The 19,361-nt window shown below is 63.1% G+C and carries 14 protein-coding genes and 1 pseudogene; 9 read left to right on the top strand and 6 right to left on the bottom strand.

The features are described from left to right. The first annotated feature begins 216 nt into the window (after nt 1-216). From HMPREF9465_RS05550 to HMPREF9465_RS05535, 4 genes are all read left to right on the top strand, one after another. A complete protein-coding gene (locus HMPREF9465_RS05550; RefSeq protein WP_005434894.1) occupies nt 217-1,377 on the top strand; it encodes an iron-containing alcohol dehydrogenase in 1,161 nt (386 codons plus the stop codon). A gap of 662 nt (nt 1,378-2,039) precedes the next feature. Next, a complete protein-coding gene (gene nrdD, locus HMPREF9465_RS05545) occupies nt 2,040-4,202 on the top strand; it encodes an anaerobic ribonucleoside-triphosphate reductase (RefSeq protein WP_005434892.1) in 2,163 nt (720 codons plus the stop codon). 10 nt (nt 4,203-4,212) lie between these two features. Next, nucleotides 4,213-4,680: an anaerobic ribonucleoside-triphosphate reductase activating protein gene (gene nrdG / locus HMPREF9465_RS05540; RefSeq protein ID WP_005434889.1), complete on the top strand. Its 468-nt coding sequence runs from the start codon at nt 4,213-4,215 to the stop codon at nt 4,678-4,680. Between the two features lie 8 nt (nt 4,681-4,688). Then, a complete protein-coding gene (locus HMPREF9465_RS05535; RefSeq protein WP_005434887.1) occupies nt 4,689-5,231 on the top strand; it encodes a phosphatase PAP2 family protein in 543 nt (180 codons plus the stop codon). Between the two features lie 87 nt (nt 5,232-5,318). Here the strand turns inward: HMPREF9465_RS05535 and HMPREF9465_RS05530 are convergent. The 6 genes and pseudogenes from HMPREF9465_RS05530 to HMPREF9465_RS05510 form a co-directional block, all read right to left on the bottom strand. After that, nucleotides 5,319-6,476, bottom strand: a pseudogene (locus HMPREF9465_RS05530) (DASS family sodium-coupled anion symporter). Between the two features lie 3 nt (nt 6,477-6,479). Further along, nucleotides 6,480-6,623: a hypothetical protein gene (locus HMPREF9465_RS13650; RefSeq protein WP_005434880.1), complete on the bottom strand. Its 144-nt coding sequence runs from the start codon at nt 6,621-6,623 to the stop codon at nt 6,480-6,482. A gap of 335 nt (nt 6,624-6,958) precedes the next feature. Continuing rightward, nucleotides 6,959-8,674: a transposase gene (locus tag HMPREF9465_RS05525; RefSeq protein ID WP_005433715.1), complete on the bottom strand. Its 1,716-nt coding sequence runs from the start codon at nt 8,672-8,674 to the stop codon at nt 6,959-6,961. Between the two features lie 176 nt (nt 8,675-8,850). Further along, nucleotides 8,851-9,957 (bottom strand): threonine synthase, encoded by a 1,107-nt coding sequence (locus HMPREF9465_RS05520; RefSeq protein WP_005434879.1) that lies wholly within the window; start codon nt 9,955-9,957, stop codon nt 8,851-8,853. 30 nt (nt 9,958-9,987) lie between these two features. Beyond that, nucleotides 9,988-10,371, bottom strand: a complete 384-nt coding sequence (locus tag HMPREF9465_RS05515) for a RidA family protein (RefSeq protein WP_005434877.1) — start codon at nt 10,369-10,371, stop codon at nt 9,988-9,990. A gap of 81 nt (nt 10,372-10,452) precedes the next feature. Beyond that, nucleotides 10,453-11,112, bottom strand: coding sequence for a helix-turn-helix transcriptional regulator (locus HMPREF9465_RS05510; protein WP_005434875.1), 660 nt, complete (start codon nt 11,110-11,112; stop codon nt 10,453-10,455). 265 nt (nt 11,113-11,377) lie between these two features. On the opposite strand from HMPREF9465_RS05510, the gene HMPREF9465_RS05505 reads away from it, so the two are divergent. The 5 genes from HMPREF9465_RS05505 (at nt 11,378) to pepE (ending at nt 19,006) form a co-directional block, all read left to right on the top strand. Further along, nucleotides 11,378-13,381 carry an FAD-dependent oxidoreductase gene (locus HMPREF9465_RS05505; RefSeq protein WP_005434873.1) on the top strand — a complete coding sequence of 668 codons (2,004 nt, stop codon included), beginning with the start codon at nt 11,378-11,380 and terminating at the stop codon, nt 13,379-13,381. 22 nt (nt 13,382-13,403) lie between these two features. After that, the gene (locus HMPREF9465_RS05500) at nt 13,404-15,221 is read left to right on the top strand and encodes a [FeFe] hydrogenase, group A (RefSeq protein ID WP_005434871.1); all 1,818 of its coding nucleotides are present in this window, start codon (nt 13,404-13,406) and stop codon (nt 15,219-15,221) included. Nucleotides 15,222-15,343: 122 nt separating this feature from the next. Continuing rightward, nucleotides 15,344-16,333, top strand: coding sequence for a malate dehydrogenase (locus tag HMPREF9465_RS05495; RefSeq protein WP_005434869.1), 990 nt, complete (start codon nt 15,344-15,346; stop codon nt 16,331-16,333). Nucleotides 16,334-16,503: 170 nt separating this feature from the next. Next, nucleotides 16,504-17,679, top strand: a complete 1,176-nt coding sequence (locus tag HMPREF9465_RS05490; RefSeq protein ID WP_005434868.1) for an alanine racemase — start codon at nt 16,504-16,506, stop codon at nt 17,677-17,679. Between the two features lie 448 nt (nt 17,680-18,127). Beyond that, nucleotides 18,128-19,006: a dipeptidase PepE gene (gene pepE, locus HMPREF9465_RS05480; protein WP_005434865.1), complete on the top strand. Its 879-nt coding sequence runs from the start codon at nt 18,128-18,130 to the stop codon at nt 19,004-19,006. The last annotated feature ends 355 nt before the right edge of the window (nt 19,007-19,361 follow it).

Below are 19,361 nucleotides of genomic sequence, written 5' to 3'. Positions count from 1 at the left end.
AAAGCGGGTGTTGCATATAGGAGAAAATCCCTAAAGAAAAACCCGAATTTTTCATGCAGGGCGGCCGTCAAACGGATAAACTGCGCACCTGACGTCGCCGGGAGTGCCAGGAGCGCAGACCCCGGCGTTTATTTTTTTCGGAAAAAAAAACACAAGGCCGCCGGCCGCCGTCCCTCCCGGCATGAAGAGGAGGGGACGGAGGCCCGCCTCACAAGCATGCTGAACTTTGCCTACCACAATCCTGTCCGCCTCGTCTTCGGACGCGGCGCCGAAAATGAAGCCGGTCGTCTGGCTGAAACCGTTGCCCGCACCCACAAGTGCCTTGTGGTCTACGGCGGCGGCTCCGTCGTCCGTTCCGGCCTTCTCGCCTCGGTGAGGAAGAGCCTCGAGGCCGCAGGCATGACGGTGATTGAAAAGGGCGGCGTCCATCCCAACCCCCGCCTGTGCTTCGTGCGCGAGACGGTCGACTGGATGCGCGATCAGGGCGTGGGTCTTGTCGTCGCCGTGGGCGGCGGCTCCGTGATCGACACCGCCAAGTGCATTGCCCTTGGCCTCGAGTACGAGGGCGACTGCTGGGACTTCTTCGACGGCCACGCCGTTCCCGAAAAGGCCCTGCCCGTGCTCGCCGTGCTGACGATCCCCGCCGCGGGTTCCGAGCAGTCCGTGCGGTGCGTGATCTCGCACCACGGCACGAAGGCCGGTATCGGCGCCGAATGCCTGCGCCCCGCCGCGGCCATCGTCAATCCCGAATGCTTCATGACGCTGCCGCGCCATCAGGTCGCCGCCGGCGTCGTCGACATGATCTCCCACATCATGGAGCGCTATTTCACGCGCACGACCGCGACGGCCTACGTCGACGCGCAGTCCGAGGCTGCCATGCGCACCGCGATCGAATTCGGCCCGAAGGTCTGGGCGGATGCCCGCGACTACGATTCCTGGTGCCAGATCGGCATGGTCGGCAGCTTCGCGCACAACGGCTACTTCGGTCTGGGCCGCGAGGAGGACTGGGCCTGTCACGCCATCGAGCATGAAATCTCCGGCTGGAACGAGGCCATCACCCACGGCATGGGCCTCTCCGTCGTGATCCCCGCCTGGATGCGCTACGTCTCTGAACGCACGCCCGCGCGCTTGGCGCAGTTCGCCCGCAACGTCTTCGGCATCGTCGAGGCCGACGACGCCGAGGCTGCGAAGAAGGGTATCGAGGCGCTCGTCGCCTTCTACAAGTCCCTCGGCATGCCGACCCGCATGGGCGAGCTCGGCGCCGACGAATGCCCCGTCGAGTCGCTCGCGCGCCACTGCTGCCGCCGCGGCCCCGTGGGCCGCCTCCTGCCGCTTGAGGCGTCCGACGTCGAGGCGATCCTGAAGAACGCCTTCTGAAGCTGATGCTTCGAACCTCCCGAGGTTCAGGCTGAATCCGGGGCAACGGGCCGCGCACTTTCCTCACGTGAAGGCGCGGCCTTTTTCACATCCGTCTTCGCCGCCGCCCGCGCACGCCGTCGGACGCCCTTTCCCACATCTTGTGCCGGCGCACCTCCCCGAGTTCGGCTGCCTCCTCCTTCACCCGCTTGTAAAACCCTCTCCCCCATTGCTTTCGACCGTTGTTCGGGGCGTCATTTCTCTGGAGTGAAATCTGTGCAAAACACAAGATATTGTGGTTGTGGTGTCGTCAAACCACATGATGTAGTGACTTTTTCGGCGTCCGATTGTATGGTGCCGATGCTTCTCATAGAAAAAAAAGAATGGATGGAAAAAGGCGGTTCGGACCGCCGGGGGAGGGACTTCAAACGCGCCTCCCTCTAAGGAGGAGCGGATGCGGGGAGGCGTTCCGGGCCGCCGGGGATGTTTTGAGGAAGCACTTTTGCGCAGGTTTGTCAATACCGCAAACATCCGTTTGACGAAGAAAAGAGTGTTGAGATTCTCGGGGCTTTTCCATAAGATTAAGTCCCTGCCGCCCATGGGGCGGCAGTTCGTTTTTTCGGGTCCGTCCGTTGGTTTCAATGACGGCCGCTGTTGAGAAGGATTAAAAGAAGGACGACGACATGCTGACGGTTATCAAGAAGGACAACACGACCGAAGAATTCATTGACGAGAAGATCGTTGACGCGGTGAAGAAGGCGGCCTTCCGCTGCGACACGCTCATCGACGACGAGGGTCTCGCCCGCATCGTCAGTGAGGTCCGTTCGCGCCTTGAGGGCCGCGACGAGGTGTCCGTGCTTGAGCTTCACGAGCTTGTCATCGCCGTTCTCTCCGCCCAGCAGCACAAGCAGGTGGCGGAGGCCTATGCCGAATACCGCTACTACAAAACGACGTACGCCCGCACGTTCGAGCAGCTCCGTCAGGATGCCGACGACGTGCTGCGCCTCGGCGACCGCGAGAACGCTAACTACGACAGCTCGCTCGTCTCCACGAAGGGCTCCCTGATCAAGGGCTACCTCACGAAGAGCCTCTACAAGCAGTTCTATCTTTCGGGCAAGGAGAAGGCCCTGATCGAGCGCGGCGACATCTACATCCACGACCTGCGCGACATGATCCTCGGCTGCATCAACTGCTGCCTCTTCGACATCGGCCACGTCCTCAAGGGCGGCTTCGAGATGTCGAACGTCCAGTATTCCGAGCCCAAGTCCGTGCTTTCCGCTCTTCAGGTGATCGGTGACATCACGCTTGTGGCGACCGCCCAGCAGTTCGGCGGCTTCACGCTGCCCGAGCTTGACAAGGTGCTCCTGCCCTATGTCGAGAAGAGCCTCGCTGCCGCCCGCGCCAAGTACCGCGACCTCGGCCTTGACGAGGATACCGTCGAGCGCGTCGCCTCGCGCGACGTCGTGCGCGAGCTCGAGCAGGGCTTCCAGTCCCTCGAATTGAAGCTCAACACCGTGCCGTGCAGCCGCGGCGATTTCGCCTTCACGACGATCACTTTCGGTCAGTGGAATCCCGAGCTCTTCACCGAGGAGGAGCGCGAGTGGCTCATGACGATCAGCCGCATCATGCTCCAGGTCCGCCGCAACGGCCACGGCAAGGACGGCAAGCCCGTCGTCTTCCCGAAGCTTGTCTATCTCTATGACGAGCGCCAGATCGAGGCCGACAAGTGGTCCGCCCAGCTCTTCGACGAGGCCGTCAGGACCTCCTCCGAGTGCATGTACCCGGACTACCTGAGCCTTTCGTCCGAGAACGGCAGCGTCTCCGAGATCTTCCAGCAGTACGGCGCCATCACGTCGCCCATGGGCTGCCGCGCCTTCCTCTCGCTCTGGTGCAATGAAGAGGGCAGGGCCGTCACGGTCGGGCGCTGCAACATCGGCGCCGTCTCGCTCAACCTGCCGATCATCCTCAAGCTCGCCCAGCTCCGTCATCCCGACACCTGGCGCAATGACTTCTGGCGCATTCTCGACGAGCGTCTCGAATTCATCCGCTCCTTCTTCAAGAAGCGCTACGACATCATCCGCAACCAGAAGTGCTCGAGCAACCCGCTCGCCTTCACGCAGGGCGGCTTCTACGAGGGCACGAAGAGCCCCGACGACCGCGTGGGCGACCTCGTGCGCTACATGACGGCCTCGTTCGGCATCACGGCCCTTGACGAAGCCACCTATCTCTGGAGCGGCAGGCGCCTCGTCGAAGAGGGCGGCGACTTCTCCGCCTCCGTGCTTCGCCACCTCAAGGAAAAGCTCGCGCAGTTCAAGAAGGAGGACGGCCACCTCTACGCCATCTACGGCACGCCGGCCGAGTCGCTCTGCGCCACGCAGGCCCGTCAGTACGACCGCTTCTGCCGCGACGAAGGCGTCGAGAACGTGTTCCGCTCGACCGAGCACTACAGCCCCGAGTACTTCACGAACTCCTTCCACGTCAACGTGACGGAGGACATCACGCCCTTTGAGAAGCAGGACCGCGAGTTCACGGACTTCCATCTCTGCGAAGGCGGCCACATCCAGTACGTGCGCCTCGACAACCCCGAGAACTTCGAGGCCGTCAAGGCGGTCATCCGCCGCGGCATGAAGAAGGGCTTCTATCAGGGCGTCAACTTCGACAGCGCCTACTGCGGCGACTGCGGCAGGCACAGCACGAACGTGCTCTTCAAGTGCCCGCACTGCGGCAGCGCGAACCTCTCCGTCATCTCCCGCGTCTGCGGCTACCTCGGCTACTCCAACGTCAACGGCATGTCCCGCATGAACGACGGCAAGATGGCCGAAATCCGCAACCGCAAGAGCATGTAAGGATCCTCCGATGAACTACATCGGCTTGAGCACCTGCGACACGGCCAACGGCCCCGGCGTGCGCGTCTCGCTCTTCTGCTCGGGGTGCACGCTACACTGTCCCGGCTGCTTCAACGAGGAGAGCTGGGACTTCGGAGCCGGGAGGCCCTTCACCGACGAAACCCTCGCGACGCTTCTCAAGGCGCTCGAGGAGGACTTCGTCGAGGGCCTCAGCCTGCTCGGCGGCGATCCGCTAGAACCCGAGAATCGGGACGAGGTCCTGAGGATCGTCAGGGCCGTGCGCGAAAGGTTCGGCAGCACGAAGACCATCTGGCTCTGGACGGGCCGCCGCCACGAGAAGGTGGCGGACTGCCCCGTGCTCGAGTACGTCGACGTGCTCGTCGACGGTCCCTACGTCGAAAAGCTCAAGGTGCATGAAAAGGGCTGCTGGTTCGGAAGCTCCAACCAGCGCGTCATTCCCCTTCATCCCGCTGGCTGATTCGTTCCATGGCCGTCGATCTCTTCAACCGTCACTTCGACTTTCCCGTGCTTCTCGCCATCAGGGAGGCCTTCGAGTCGGGCACCTGGGACGGCTGGATGCGTGCGGTCACCGCGCTGGGCGATCATGGCGCCGTCTGGATCGCGCTCGGCGTCGCTCTTCTCCTCTTTCGCAGAACGAGGCTCACGGGAGCCGCAATCCTTCTCGCGCTCACTCTGGTCGCACTTGTCGGCAACATGGGACTCAAGCCGCTCTTTGATCGACTTCGTCCCTGCGACATCATGGGCTTCACGCTTCTGCCCGCGTGTCCGCCCGATCCTTCCTTCCCCTCGGGCCACACGGCCGCCTCCTTTGCGTCGGCCGCCGTGCTGTGGCTGCGCCGCTCGGCCTTCTTCCGGCCCGCCCTCGTGCTGGCGGCCCTCATCGCCTTCTCCCGCCTCTATCTCTTCGTGCACTTCCCTACGGACGTCATGGCAGGCATCCTGCTCGGGCTCTGCTGCGCCTGGTGCGCCGCGAGGGGCCTTGAATTCATTGCCGACAGGCGCCGCTGATGCCTCATCGAACCGTACGGTCCATGACGAAAAAGGTCCGCATCCCCGAGGGATGCGGACCGATCGGGCCGTTTGATCAAGCTCCGGTCACCAGAGGCCGATGAGTTTCCACCAGGTCATGCCGACGGTGAGCCACACGACGGTGTTGACCGTGCAGACGATGAAGCCGTTGCGCCACCAGTCGCTCTGGCTCACGTAGCCTGTGCCGAAATAGACGGGGACGGCGCCGTTGCCGTAGTGGGTGAGCGAGATGGGAAGGTTGGCGAAGATGCCGAAGGCGACCGCGACCATCAGGGCGGGGGCGCCGCAGGCCGCCGCGACGGCGACGAAGGCGGCATACATGGCGGAGATGCTGGCCGTCACCGAAGCGAAGCAGTAGTGCGAGTAGATGTAGATGAGCGAGATGATCAGGAAGGAGGAGATCCAGCCCATGTGCGCGTCCGCGATGCCGTCCGCAATGAAGGCAGCGGCCCACTTGATGAAGCCGGATTTGGCGAGGACCGTGGCGAGCGCCATCAGCCCGCCCATCCAGAACATCGCGTCCCAGGCGCCCTTTTCGGCGAGGATGTCCTTCCAGGTGAGGACGCCGGCGATGAGCATGATGGAGACCGCGAGCATCGCGATCGACGTGGCACCCAGACCCGTGAGGCTGCCCGTGGCCCAGAGCACGAGGCACATCAGGAAGACGAAGGAGAGCACGAGTTCGTCGCAGGACATCGGCCCCATCTTCTCGAGTTCGTCACGCGCGATCTGACGTGCATTCGGAATCTGCCTGATTTCGGGCGGCGCAATCCTGAGGAGGACGAGCGGCACGAGGAGCAGGCAGACGAGGCCCGGTACGATGGCGGCGACCGCCCACTGCATTCAGGTGAGCTCGACGCCGATGGCGCTCGCGGCCAGACCCACGCAGAGCGGGTTGCCGGCCATCGAGGTGAGGGACATTATGCAGGTCACGGCGTCGGCATGGAAGCCGACCTGCATCAGGTACTTGCCGATGCGGCCTGCGGTGGGGTCGGGTTCGGAGTCGAAGGCGCTCGAGAGCGACTGGACGATCGGATAGAAGACGCCGCCTCCTCCTCGGGTCGTGGCCGACGGCATGGCGGGAGAGATGATGAGTTCTGCGAGACAGATCGAATAGCCGAGCGACGTGGCGCTCCTGCCGATCGCCTGAATGATGCGAAACGCAATGCGGCGGCCGAGCCTCATCTTGATGAAGCCGCGCGAGAGGAAGAACGCGCAGACGATGAGCTAGATCGTGCCGTTGCCGAAGCCCATCAGCGCGCCCTTCGTCTTCAGAATGCCGAAGAAGGCGCATAGCGTGAGCGACAGGAAGGCGGCGGCGCTCGAAGCGCGTTCGGGTGTGCGGGCGAGGGGCCCGCGCCATTCAATCATGTGCCTGCTCGAGGACGGATTCGGACGTCAAAACGCCGTCTTGTGGCCTGCGTCAAGCCGTCAAAGAGGGTTTGCAATTCAACTGAAATTTCACGTCTCTTATAAATGACAGCCCTAAGGCGTTTTGCCTACGGCGTATTCCCTTCGTGGGACAGGGTTTTGTCTTGAGTCAAAATACTCGGGGAACGTGCTCTCCGTCAGCACTTGAAGGCGGTGTCCGAGGCATCAGGAAGCAGGATGGGAAGGCGGGAGGAGGCCGCAGGGAGGATGGTGAAGGGGGCGGATGCGCGTTGCGGTTCCCTGAGGTCCTAAAAGTCGTCTAATGCGGCCACGATTCAACTGACACCAAGCAGCTTGAGGAATAGCTGATCGCGTTTGGTTGTTTCCGTGGCCCATTTGGAAGCGCTGTCGTTACCTGTCGTAGCAACGTAGTCGACGCAACGGAACCAATCAAGAATTTGAATCAGTGAGTGCTGATCGAGCCAAGCAAGCAGCTTTTCTTCGAGATTCAACTCTTCCTTCGTTTTCTTTTCAGTGCTCTTTTGGGCAAGCCCCTTTTTCACATCCTGAATTCTCTTCGTCAGGAAGCAGTGATAGCCCAGCCCGACGAATTGTGCGAATTGTCTGCCGTAAAGGTTTTCCGGATACCACGTTCTGGGCTTGCGTCCGTCGAAGCTGTCCTTGTAGGTCGCGAACAACTCTTCAATCTTTTCGCGGGAGCGGTATGCTTTCAGAGCTTCAAAGGGATCGCAAATTTCGTTGCTCACGAGGACAAAGTACCCCCAGTATCGCTTGGCTTCTTCGATCTTTTCATTCTTGAAGGAAACCTTGACGCCTTTGCTTGTGCGCTTCACGATGAGGAAGTTGTCGATCAGCTTCTGGGCGGCAGGTCGGAATTCTTCAACACCATCTTCCAAATCTTTCTTGATTGAAAAAAGGCTCTCCTTGAGACGTCTTTCTTGAATCGGAGCTGCTTCCGGCTTGTAACAAACATGAACATACAATCGCCGGGTGAATGTTTCAGTCTGTCCTGCTTCGTAGTTGCCGCGCGTGCGCTGACGAACGATGCTGAAATCGTGCTGGCGACGACGCATGACGGCATTGACACCGACATCAAACGGACAGGAATTTTCGAAAGCGCCAATCTCTTCGCGAACAGCATCAATTTCTTCACGAACCCATTTGTCGGTGCTGTTGGCGAGCATCAGGAACTTCACGTGCTCCCGCGCGAGGTACGTCATGTTGGCCTGACAGTAAAAGCCGTTGTCAGCCACGATAACCGGTGCAGAGAGACCCAGCACCTCAAGCTGCCGTAGAGAATTTGCCAGCGAGATCTTGTCCGGAATGTTTCCCGGCTGCTTGCTGAAAGCTACCGGTTCTCGATTCTCAACTGAATACAGGACCAGAAGCTTGATCGTATCCAGTCCGTCGCCATCCTTGTTGAATCCCTGACGCGCTTCGATTTGATTCTTCGAATATGTAGAAAAGGTCGTTGTGTCCAGAGCCAAATTCAAGCCCGACGAGGAAACTCTTTGAGCACGGCTTCGAAAATAGGCTTGCACGCCTGACTCATTACGTCCGACAGACGCAAAAAGCTTGCCGTACACATCCTGCGTGATGGGGTACTCGTAAGGCAACGGATTCATCATCTGCCACGTCTCCATGCGAGGCAGCGTATCACCATCAGTGGCAACCCAATATCGGGCGATTGAACTCAATTTCTGAGCCTCCCCAATCTCGAAGCATGTCTTCAGATCCTCATCGATGCCCGATTCCTTTCCGGCCCATTCGAGAATTGTCTGCAGTCCGACATGCGTGCGCACAGCTTCAACCGGAGGCTCTACAACCTCAGAACGCGATTTTTTGGGGCGAGTCGGGATCATTTCCGTCGTTCCGGCCAGGATTTTTCCAAGAAGTCGGGTAGAGATCGTCTTGGTTTTCTGCGTCTTGGCGTCATATCCGGTGACGCGTTCATACACGTAAACATCGCCATTCGGGCGGGTGTCACGACGAATTCCAACATGCTTTTTTCCAGTGAGAGGACGTCCCATAATCTGCTCCAATGGTGTACCTGTATTATATTATAGGTGCACTATTGGAGTCAATAAAAAGTCCGTGTGTTTCACGGACTTTTAGTTTAAAAGACCTACTCCCAACAGGGTTTCGTGGGGTCTTTCGACGACTTTTAGGCTGAGGTGCAGGGAGCCGCAACGGCTGAGCGTGCGGGTCAGTGGTCGGACTTGATGCCTGCGCCGCACATGGTGATGAGCGTGTCGGGCGTGGGGCCGTAGAGCTCGCAGTAGCGGCCCCAGGCGGCGTAGTTGGCGGCCGTGGTGTGCTCGCAGTAGATGCCGCGGCGGGCGAGCAGGGCTCGGGCCTCGAGGATGCGGTCCTCAGGAGCGTGCACGACCCTGATGTCGTGGCGCTTCATCATGTCAAGGATCTCGCGGCCGCGCATCGGAACGCCGATGGCGATGCCCTCGGCCATCGTGGGCGCGGGCGTGACGCGTGCAGGATCCTCAAGCCCCGCCTCGCGGGCGCGGTAGAGCGGATCGCACTTCTCGCTCTGGAGCGCGATGATGTTGGGGAAGCGCTCGATTGCCCCCGAGGCGTGCAGATGCTCGAGCGCCTTGACGGCGCCGATGAAGAGCGTGCCGTTGCCGACGGGAATCACGATGTTGGCCGGGATACGGCCGAGCTGCTCGAAGGTCTCGTAGACGTAGGCCTTCATGCCTTCGTAGAAGTACGGGTTGTAGACGTGGTTGGCGTAGTACGCGCCGCGTTCGGCCACCTGCGCGCGGCAGACGTCCGCGCAGTGGTCGCGCGTGCCCGGCACCACGTGCACCTTGGCGCCGTGGGACTCGATCATCGTGATCTTCTTGGGGCTCGTGCCTTCGGGTACGTAGATCTCGCATGCGATCCCGGCGCGGGCCGCGTAGGCCGCGACGGAGTTGCCCGCGTTGCCCGAGGAGTCCTGCACGCAGGTCCTGACGCCGATCGCCAGCATGTGGCTCACGAGCGTCGCCGCGCCGCGGTCCTTGAAGGAGAGCGTGGGCATGGCGTAGTCCATCTTGAGCAGGACGCCGTTTCTGCCGTCCATCTCGATCACGGGCGTCATGCCTTCGCCCATCGTGACGGAGCGCCAGATGTCGCCGTCCACGGCCATGAAGTCGCGGTAGCGGAAGATGCTCCATTCGGAGCGGTCGATGCGGGCGGGATCCCACGCGGGTGGCGTGAAGTCGAGCTCGAAGAGGCCGCCGCAGCGGCACTTGGGTTCATGGGTGTCGGCGGCGCATGCGGCGCCGCAGGAGGTGCAGACGTAGCCGGAGGTCATGTGGCTGTCTCCCAGAAAAAGAGATGCGGATCAGTTCTCGTCGAGCTCGGCCACGGCCTCGATCTCGACGAGGCAGCCGAAGTGCAGCTCGGGCACGGTGGCGACGAGGCGGCCGGGCTTGTGCGCGCCGAAGAATTCGGCGTAGACCTCGTTGATCGGGCCCCAGTACTCGCCCTTCGTGGTGAAGACACGGCAGTAGACGACCTGGTCGCGGCGCACGCCGGCCTCCTTGAGCACGCGGTCGACGTTGCCGAGCGCAAGGCGCGCATGGGCGCGGATGTCGCCCCGGCAGACCTCGCGCGTGTCGGGATCGATCGAGAGCTGGCCCGAGACGTAGAGCATGCCCTTCGAGATGATGCCCGGCGTGTAGTGGCCCTTGTTTTCACCCTTGAACGGGGGTTGGACGAATTTCATCAGAGTCTCCTTGTCTGGTCTGTGAATGCAGAACGCCCCGGACCGCAGGTCACGCGGTTCGGGGCGAGAAACAGGTGGCGGTCAGCGCTTGCCGCGGACTTCGTCGAGGTAGGAGTAGACGGTCACCTTCGAGATGCCGAGCTTTTCGGCGACGCGGTCGATGGCGCCCTTCACGAGGAAGACGCCGCGCTGGTCCATGAAGCGGATGAGCTCGATCCTCTTTTCTCGCGTCATCGAGCCCGAGGGAATGTCGCCCGTGATGTTGTCGACGAGGTCCGTCATGATCTCCATCACGGTGCGGTTCGTGTCGACGGGACAGACGTCCTCGTTTTCCTCGTCGGGCAGGAGCGGAAGTACGCCCTTGTCGATCCCGGGGAGCATCTGAGCGAGCATGTCGATCTGGCGGGTGATGCGCGTCGTGTCGACGTTGATGCAGAACGCACCCGCAATGTGCCCGTTCTCGTCACGGATGATCGAGGAGGAGCTGCGGATGAGGCGCCCCTCGTGGCGGAAGTAGAAGTTCGGGTTGACGTCGCCCGATTCGCCCGGCGAATGGATCGCCTTCGTGATCAGATGACGGAAGCTTTCGCCCACCTGGCGGCCCGTCACCTTGTTGTTGGCGACGTAGACGACCGAATGCTGCGGATCCGACAGGTCGTGAAGAACGACTTCAACGTCTTCGCCGAAGGTCTTGGCAACAAGGTCGGCAATCGGAACGTACGGGGCGAGTATGGGCTTCATAAGTGGATATATAAAAAAATTTATTGCTTGTAAAAATTTTTCTAGCTATAATTTCCTCCCGACGGGAACCCTTGCCTGAACGCCGGCTGAAGGCCGCGTCGGGACGGTGCTGAGAACCGCTAGACCCCATCATACAGTGGCGGCTCCTCTGCGTCTATAAAAAACTATACACTTGACGGGTTCCCGTAGACTTTTATGCTGAAACTCCCGGTCCGCGCATGAAAAGGCGCGCCCGGCCGAATCCTGCTTGAGAGGATGTTTTCATATGGACGAGCTGATTTACGGCGTCTGGAAGGGACGCGCGTACGACAACCGCCGCACGATCGACGGAAAGGCGCCCGAGGGCCTTCCGCTGAGCGAATTCCTCGCCTTCAACAGCGGCAATCCCGTTGCGGGCTTTGCCGGTCCCCAGGGCTTCCTGATGTTCGACAATCGCGTGACGCTCGCGGACGTGCTGCTTTCCTATTACAAGCGCGTCAGGGAGCTCGCCTGCGGCCGCTGCACGCCGTGCCGTGCGGGCGGCGTGATGATCGTCGAGGCGCTTGAAGCCGCCTGCGAGGGCAGGGGATCCGAAGTCGACTGGGAGCGCATCCGCGACATTGCCCTTCAGATGAAGGAGACGAGCCTCTGCGGCATAGGCCTCACGACGCCCGAGCCCATTCTCGGCGCGCTCGAGCACTTTCCCGAGCTTCTCGTCAACGCGCCCGTCATGCCCGCCACCCAGCGCGACTTCATCAGCGTGGCGACGGCCCCCTGCATTGAGGCCTGTCCCGCGAAGGTGAACGTGCCGCGCTACATCGACTACATCCGCGACGGCCACCCCGAGCTCGCCACGGGCGTGTTGCTACGCCATTATCCGCTCGTCGGCTCCTGCGGCCGCGTGTGCGTGCGCCCCTGCGAGACGGCCTGCGCGCGCAACCACGTCGACCGCCCCGTCGCGATCAAGGACCTCAAGCGCTATGCGGCCGACTACTGCGGCCAGACGATCGAGGCGCTCTTCAGGAACGAGCGCGTGGAGCCCACGCCCGTCTCGAAGCGCGTCGCCGTGATCGGCGCGGGTCCCGCCGGCATCAACTGCGCCTACCATCTGCTTCGCCGCGGCCACATGGTCGACATTTATGAAGAGCATGCGGGCGCGGGCGGCATGGCTCGCCTCGGCATTCCCGCCTACCGTCTGCCGAACTCGCTTCTCGAGACGGAGACGACCGCGATCGAGCGCATGGGCGGCCAGTACTTCTTCAACAGCCGCTTCGGGCGCGACTTCACGCTCGACTCGCTCTTCAGACGCGGCTACAACGCGGTCTTCCTCGGCGTGGGCTGCGCGCTCGGCCAGTACCTCAACCTGCCGGGCGAGGACAAGTCCGCCGACGGCTACCTCAAGGGGCTCGACTTCCTCGTCGACGTCGAGGGCCACCAGAGCCGCGGCGAGCCGATCGAGCTTGACGGCGACGTCGTGGTCGTTGGCTGCGGCAACGTCGCCATGGACTGCTGCCGCACGGCCCGCCGCCTGATGAAGGGCGGCAGGGTGACGGTCTCCTACAGGCGCACCCGCGCTTCCGCCCCCGCGGACCCCGAGGAGATCAAGGCCGCCATGGAGGAGGACATCGGATTCGAATTCCTGACGGCGCCCGTTGAGGTGATCGTCGAGGACGGCCGCGTCACGGGCATCCGCCTCGTGCGCATGGCCGAAGGCGAGCCCGACGCCTCGGGCCGCCGTTCCGTCAGGCCCGTCGAGGGGAGCGAATTCGTCGTGCCGTGCCGCTATGTGATTGCCGCCATCGGCCAGAAGCTCGACACGTCGATCTTCTGCGAGGCCGACGGCATCCGACTCACGAAGCGCGGCACCATCGAGGTCGACGAGTCGCTGCGCACTTCGCGCGAAGGCGTCTTCGCGGGCGGCGACGCCTCCTCGGGCCCGACGTCCCTCATCTGGGGCATGGCCCAGGGCCAGAACGCCGCCATGGCGATCCACGAGTACCTGATGACCGACGCACCGGGGTTCAATCCGCGCCTGCGCTTTGCGGACCTCATCAGGAAGGCCGACCTTCTCGGCAAGTGCGTGCCCGACCGTCCCGTCGTCTTCAGGCCCCGCAGGGAGATCGGCATGCTGTCCGCCGCCGAGCGCGTGGGCAACTGGGAGGAAGTCGAGCACGGACTCACCGAGTCCGACGCCCGTGAGGAGGCGAAGCGCTGCCTGCGCTGCTACCGCCTCTTCGGCGTGAAGACGCTCTTCCCGATCCCCGGCAAGAGCGCCATGGACGAACTCTGATCGCGTGAAGGAGACCTCCAGAATGCTGGCCACGATCAATCTACAGCCCGTCGAGTTCACCGAGGGCGAAACCATTCTAGAAGTCGCCCGGCGCACGGGCACCTTCATTCCGACGCTTTGCGAATTTGCGGCGCTCAATCACCGTCCGGGCACTTGCCGCATGTGCCTCGTCGAGGTCACCCGCGCCGACGGCACGAGCCGCGTGGTGACGGCCTGCGAGACCCGTCTTGTCGAGGGCGACGTCGTCGACACCTACTCGCACAAGGTCCGCCGCATGCAGAAGCTCCAGGCGGAGCTCCTCTTCTCGGACCACTGCGAGACCTGCTCGGGCTGCGCGCGCCACGGCGCCTGCGAGCTGCAGAAGGTCGCCCGCGTCGTGGGCCTTGACGTCACGCGCCTTTCGGGCCGCCTCGCAACGCGTCCCGTCGAGACGGACGCCTCGGCCAACGGCCTCGTCTTCACGCCCGACAAGTGCATCCGCTGCCTTCGCTGCATCGAGGCCTGCCGCCAGGTGCAGGGCATCGGCGTCATCAAGCTCGACCATACGGGTACCAACGCCGCGGTGAGCTTCGGTGGCCCCTGGGGCGAGTCCGAGACCTGCATCCAGTGCGGCCAGTGCGCGCTCGTATGCCCGACCGGCGCCCTGGCCGTCAAGGATCAGACCGACTGCGCGCTCGACTGGTTCGACGATCCCGCAGTCACGACCGTCGTGCAGTTCGCGCCCGCCGTGCGCGTGACGATCGGTGAGAGCATCGGCGCGCGTCCGGGCGAAAACCTGCAGGGCAGGATCGTCGCCGCGCTCAGAAAGCTCGGCGCCGACTGCGTGATGGATACGCGCTGGTCCGCCGACGTGACGATCATGGAAGAGGGAACCGAGCTGCTCGAACGCCTTCTCAGGCAGAAGGAGGAGGGGACGCTGCACGGGCATCCCGACACGATGTTCACCTCCTGCTGTCCGGGCTGGATCAACCACATCGAGAAGAACTGCCCCGACATGATCCCGCACATCTCCTCGACGAGGAGTCCGCAGGCGATCTTCGGCGCGCTCGCCAAGACCTGGCTGCCGAAGACGCTCGGCATTCCCGCGGAGCGCATTCGATCGATCTCGATCATGCCCTGCACGGCGAAGAAGGACGAGGCCGCGCGCGAGCTTCTCAAGCACGGTGGCGAACAGGACGTGGATCTCGTGCTCACGGTCCAGGAGTTTGCGGCCATGCTCGACCGTCGCGGGATCGACCTCATGAGCCTCGAGCCCGCCGAATTCGACTCGCCCTTCATGAGCGAGGGTTCGGGCGCCGCGCAGCTCTTCGCGACGACGGGCGGCGTGATGGAGGCCGCGCTCAGGACGGTTTCGGCGCTTGCGGGCGGGCCTGATCTCGGCCGTATCGCCTTCGAGCCCGTCAGGGGGCTTGCGACCTTCAAGGAGGCCGAAGTCGAGACGGAGGCCTTCGGCAAACTGAGGATCGCGGTCGTGCACGGCATGCGCGCGGCCGACGAGGTGATCAGGATGGTGCGCGAGGGTCGCTCACCCTACCACTTCGTCGAGGTCATGGCCTGTCCCGGCGGCTGCGTGGGCGGCGGCGGAACGGTGCGCGGCATCGTCTGGCGCAGCACGCTCGAGCGCAGGCAGAACGCCGTCTACAGCACCGACGCCTCGATGAAGCTGCGCACGTCGCACGAAAACGAGGACGTCGTGAGGCTCTACAGGGACTTCCTCGGCGAGCCCGGCAGCCCGCTTGCGCACGAGCTTCTGCATTGTGAATACAGGGAGCGCGAACGCCGCTCCGAAAAGCCCGACTACCGCACCATCGAGTCGGCCGTCGAGCTCGCCAGCGTTTGATTTCCGAGCAGGGCGTCCGCAGGCGCATCCGCCTGCGGGGCCGTGCATAATAAGCAGACAATCCGGTTAAACATCCGAATTCATTTTCATCCTGAATGCTTCAGGATCAAGGAGAAGAAACCATGAAAGCACCCGTTCGCGTGACGGTGACCGGCCCCGCCGGCCAGATCGGCTACGCCACGCTCTTCCGCATCGCCTCCGGCGCCATGTTTGGCCCGGACCAGCCCGTGTTCCTCACGCTGCTCGAACGCGCCAACCCGACCTCCGCCGCCGCCCTCAAGGGCGTGATGATGGAGCTCTCCGACTGCGCCTTCCCGCTTCTGGCCGGCATGCGCGCCGTTCAGGATCCCGTCGAGGCCTTCCGCGACTGCGAGGTCGCGCTCCTCATCGGCGCCCGTCCGCGCGGTCCCGGCATGGAACGCGCGGACCTGCTCGAGGCCAACGCCGCCATCTTCCGCCAGCAGGGCCAGGCCCTCAACGTCGCCGCCAGCCGCAACGTCAAGGTGCTCGTCGTCGGCAATCCGTGCAACACCAATGCCTGGATCGCCATGAAGAACGCCCCGGATCTTGATCCGAAGTGCTTCTCCGCTATGCTCCGCCTCGACCAGAACCGCGCCATGTCGCAGTTCGCCGAAAAGACGGGCGCCCCCGTCGCCTCGATCGAGCACATGGCCGTCTGGGGCAACCATTCCCCGGCCATGGTTCCCGACATCACGTTCGCCACGGTCGAAGGCAAGGCCGCTCCGTCCCTCGTCGATGACGAATGGGTGAAGAACGACTTCATGCCGACCGTCGCCAAGCGCGGCTCCGCCATCATCGCCGCCCGCGGCGCGAGCTCCGCCGCTTCCGCCGGCAGTGCCGCCATCGACCACATCCACGACTGGTTCTGCGGCTCCGAAGGCCGCTGGGTCACGATGGGCGTTCCGTCCGACGGCTCCTACGGCGTCCCCGAAGGCATGGTCTTCGGCTTCCCCTGCATCGTGAAGGAGGACGGCTCGTACGAAATCGTCAAGGGTCTCGAACTCACCGAGGACACGAAGGCCCGCATCGCGAAGAACGTCGCCGAACTTCAGGGTGAACAGCAGGCCGTCGCCGCCTTCATCCCGAACTGATCGACGCTCCGCCGCCGACGCACGCACCTGCAGGCGCCTGCGGCGAGTTCCGTTCCGAGCCCATCGGACGCCCGCGAGGCGTACGGTGGGCTTGATCACATCTGCAGGATCCCCGCGCAGGCCGACCACCTTCGCAGGACACAGCCCACAGCCTTGAGGAGAGTTAATCCATGACCAACTGTCTCCGTCCCGCCGACCCCGTCGGCCGTCTGCTTACCGACCCCGAAGTCGCTACCCCCGCCTTCGTCATCGACGACGCGAAGCTGCAGGTGAACCTTGACTGCGCAAAAGAGAAGGCCGCCCGTCTCGGCGTGACCCTGCGCCCGCATCTCAAGACCCACAAGTCGATCGAGATCGCCCGCCGCCAGATGCTTTCGCCCGAAGGACCCGCCACCGTCTCCACGCTCGCCGAGGCCCGCTACTTCGCCGAAAACGGCGTGAAGGACCTGATCTACGCCGTGGGCATCGCCCCGCAGAAGCTCGCCGACGTCGCCGCCATCCGCGAAGCCGGGTGCGATCTGAAGATCATCCTCGACAACGTCGCGGCCGCGAAGGCCGTCAGCGCCTTCTGTGCCGGGCGCGACGTCACGATTCCCGTCCTCATTGAGGTCGACTGCGACGGCCACCGCTCGGGCGTCAGGCCCGAAAGCGAACTCCTCATCGAGATCGCGCGCGCCCTCACGGACGGCGCCGAGCTCGCGGGCGTTTTCACGCATGCGGGCGCAAGCTACGACGTCGAAAACCTCGCCGTCATCCGCAGGGCCGCTGCCAATGAACGCGACGGGATCGTGACGGCCGCGAACCGCCTGAGGGAGGCGGGCTTTGAAGTGCGCATCGTCTCGATCGGCTCGACGCCCACCATGACCCATGCCGAGGACGAGACGGGCGTGACCGAAATCCGCGCGGGCGTCTATGCGCTCGGCGACCTCTTCATGATGAATCTCGGCGTCGTGCCGATGGACCGCATTGCAGGCACGGTGCTCTGCACCGTCATCGGCCACCAGCCTGAAAAGGGCCAGGTGATCGTCGACGCGGGCTGGATGGCCATGTCCCGCGACCGCGGCACCGCCCGCCAGCACTGCGACTTCGGCTACGGCCTCGTCTGCGACGTTGACGGCAGGCCGCTTCGCGGCTGCGACATCCGCATGACGGGCGCCAATCAGGAACACGGCATCATCGAGGCCGCCGCAGGCGACCGACTCAAGCCCGAGGACCTGCCCGTCGGCACGCGCCTTCGCATCATGCCCAACCACGCCTGCCCGACCGCGGCGCCCTATGAAAAGCTCCTTCTCGTCAATGAGGAGGGACGCGTGACGGCCGCGCTAGATCACGTTCGCGGCTGGTGACGCCTTCTTTTCGTCGTCTTGAGGCGCGGGCCACCGCCCGCGCAGCCTTCGGGGCGTCCGTTCTCATCGGAACGGGCGCCCTTTTTGACGTTCTTCTTTCGCCCGCTTTCGGGCGGGATCCCCCAGTCGGGATTTTCCCGCAAGTTGTTGCCGACCTTTTCAGGCATCGGGAAAACGCGGGCAACGTGTCGCCTTTCGACGGCGTTGCGCCGCAAGCTCTTCGCGGACAGGCGTTTTGGAAAGTGTAAGAGATGTAATGCACAATCATGGATAACACCATGAGCGGTAAGGATTTCCCGTGGTGTCGGGGCCTGGGGTCTCAACGTAGACTCAACGCACGTGCTTCGACAGGGGCCGCCCGAATGCGTGCAGCGTGTCGGACACGGTGACCATCAGTCCGGATTTCCGACCAGAATCCGGAGACCTTTTCGACATGAAGGAGAGAATCATGTCGCTGTCACGCCGTTCGCTCATGCAGACCGCCGTTCTCGGCTCCGTCGCCGCCCTTGCGGGCGCTGCGGGTTCCGCCCAAGCCAAGATCAAGAAGCCGCTTCCCGCTCAGAAGGTGAGCGAAAAGCGCCGCGTCCTCATCCAGTCGAGCTCCCACTACCACACGTCGGGCTACCTCGACTTCGCGGGCGAGCAGTACGAGCAGCTCTACGGCAGCACGAAGTACGAGATTCTCTTCATCCCCTATGCCAAGGTTGCGGGCACTTACGACGGGTATGAAAAGCAGGTTCAGGACGCCTTCAAGCCCTTCGGCCACAAGATCGTCTCGATCCATCGCTTCAAGGATCCGCAGAAGGCCGTTCGCGAAGCGTCCGCCATCGCGGTGGGCGGCGGCAACACGTGGGCGCTCGTCACCCGCATGTACGAGGCCGGCATCATCGACCTGATCCGCGACCGTGTCAACGGCGGCATCCCGTACTGCGGCTGGTCCGCCGGCGGCAACGTCGCCTGCCCGACGTTGCGCACGACGAACGACATGCCGATCGCCGAACCGCCGTCCTTCAACACCTTCGGGTTCATCCCGTTCCAGACGAACCCGCACTTCATCTCCGCTGCGGGCACGTCCGGCCTCAACAACGAAACGCGCGAAGACCGTCTTGAAGAGTTCCTGTGGTACAACAAGGACGAGGAAGTCATCGGTTTGCCCGAAGGCACCGCTCTCTTCGTGACCGGCGAACATGACTGCGAAGTCATCGGTCCGAAGGACGCCGAAGCCCTTTACTGGTTCCGCCAGGCCGAGATGGGCATGAGGCTCGAGCGCATCGCGCTCGGCACGAAGTTCGACCTTCGCAAGATCGTCCCGGGCGGCAAGCTCTGAAACGCATGACGCTCTGAGTCCGAAGTCAGTGACTTCGGGAAACGCCCGCCGAGGCTCGCGCCCGGCGGGCGGTTCTTTTTGTGCGGCAGTGATGGCGATGGAGGAGAAGCCGAGGCGTTTTCCCCAGCCGCCTGGCATGACCGCTGCGACGGTCAAAGTTCCTTCAACCTGAGCGCTCGCTTCACAGAAACAGCCGCAGGAAGCCTCCGAATTCATTCGGATGGAGGAATGCGGCAAACCTCTCTCTTCCGATCTATTTGGTTGTCCCCGATGAAAGGCGTGTGTCTTTCCACCCCCTGTGCTAAGGTACTCCCATGAGCACGAAATCCTTCATCATCAATCTACCGATCATCAC

This window comes from Sutterella wadsworthensis 2_1_59BFAA, assembly GCF_000297775.1.
GTDB classification, from domain to species: Bacteria; Pseudomonadota; Gammaproteobacteria; order Burkholderiales; family Burkholderiaceae_F; genus Sutterella; species Sutterella wadsworthensis_A.
The sequence above is the reverse complement of the archived record's forward strand: the minus strand, read 5'-3'. Positions and strand labels throughout refer to the sequence as shown.

Coding starts and splice junctions, on each gene's coding strand:
- HMPREF9465_RS05550 (WP_005434894.1), top strand. CDS start 217: ATGCTGAACTTTGCCTACCACAATCCTGTCCGCCTCGTCTTCGGACGC.
- nrdD (WP_005434892.1), top strand. CDS start 2,040: ATGCTGACGGTTATCAAGAAGGACAACACGACCGAAGAATTCATTGAC.
- nrdG (WP_005434889.1), top strand. CDS start 4,213: ATGAACTACATCGGCTTGAGCACCTGCGACACGGCCAACGGCCCCGGC.
- HMPREF9465_RS05535 (WP_005434887.1), top strand. CDS start 4,689: ATGGCCGTCGATCTCTTCAACCGTCACTTCGACTTTCCCGTGCTTCTC.
- HMPREF9465_RS13650 (WP_005434880.1), bottom strand. CDS start 6,623: ATGATTGAATGGCGCGGGCCCCTCGCCCGCACACCCGAACGCGCTTCG.
- HMPREF9465_RS05525 (WP_005433715.1), bottom strand. CDS start 8,674: ATGGGACGTCCTCTCACTGGAAAAAAGCATGTTGGAATTCGTCGTGAC.
- HMPREF9465_RS05520 (WP_005434879.1), bottom strand. CDS start 9,957: ATGACCTCCGGCTACGTCTGCACCTCCTGCGGCGCCGCATGCGCCGCC.
- HMPREF9465_RS05515 (WP_005434877.1), bottom strand. CDS start 10,371: ATGAAATTCGTCCAACCCCCGTTCAAGGGTGAAAACAAGGGCCACTAC.
- HMPREF9465_RS05510 (WP_005434875.1), bottom strand. CDS start 11,112: ATGAAGCCCATACTCGCCCCGTACGTTCCGATTGCCGACCTTGTTGCC.
- HMPREF9465_RS05505 (WP_005434873.1), top strand. CDS start 11,378: ATGGACGAGCTGATTTACGGCGTCTGGAAGGGACGCGCGTACGACAAC.
- HMPREF9465_RS05500 (WP_005434871.1), top strand. CDS start 13,404: ATGCTGGCCACGATCAATCTACAGCCCGTCGAGTTCACCGAGGGCGAA.
- HMPREF9465_RS05495 (WP_005434869.1), top strand. CDS start 15,344: ATGAAAGCACCCGTTCGCGTGACGGTGACCGGCCCCGCCGGCCAGATC.
- HMPREF9465_RS05490 (WP_005434868.1), top strand. CDS start 16,504: ATGACCAACTGTCTCCGTCCCGCCGACCCCGTCGGCCGTCTGCTTACC.
- pepE (WP_005434865.1), top strand. CDS start 18,128: ATGTCGCTGTCACGCCGTTCGCTCATGCAGACCGCCGTTCTCGGCTCC.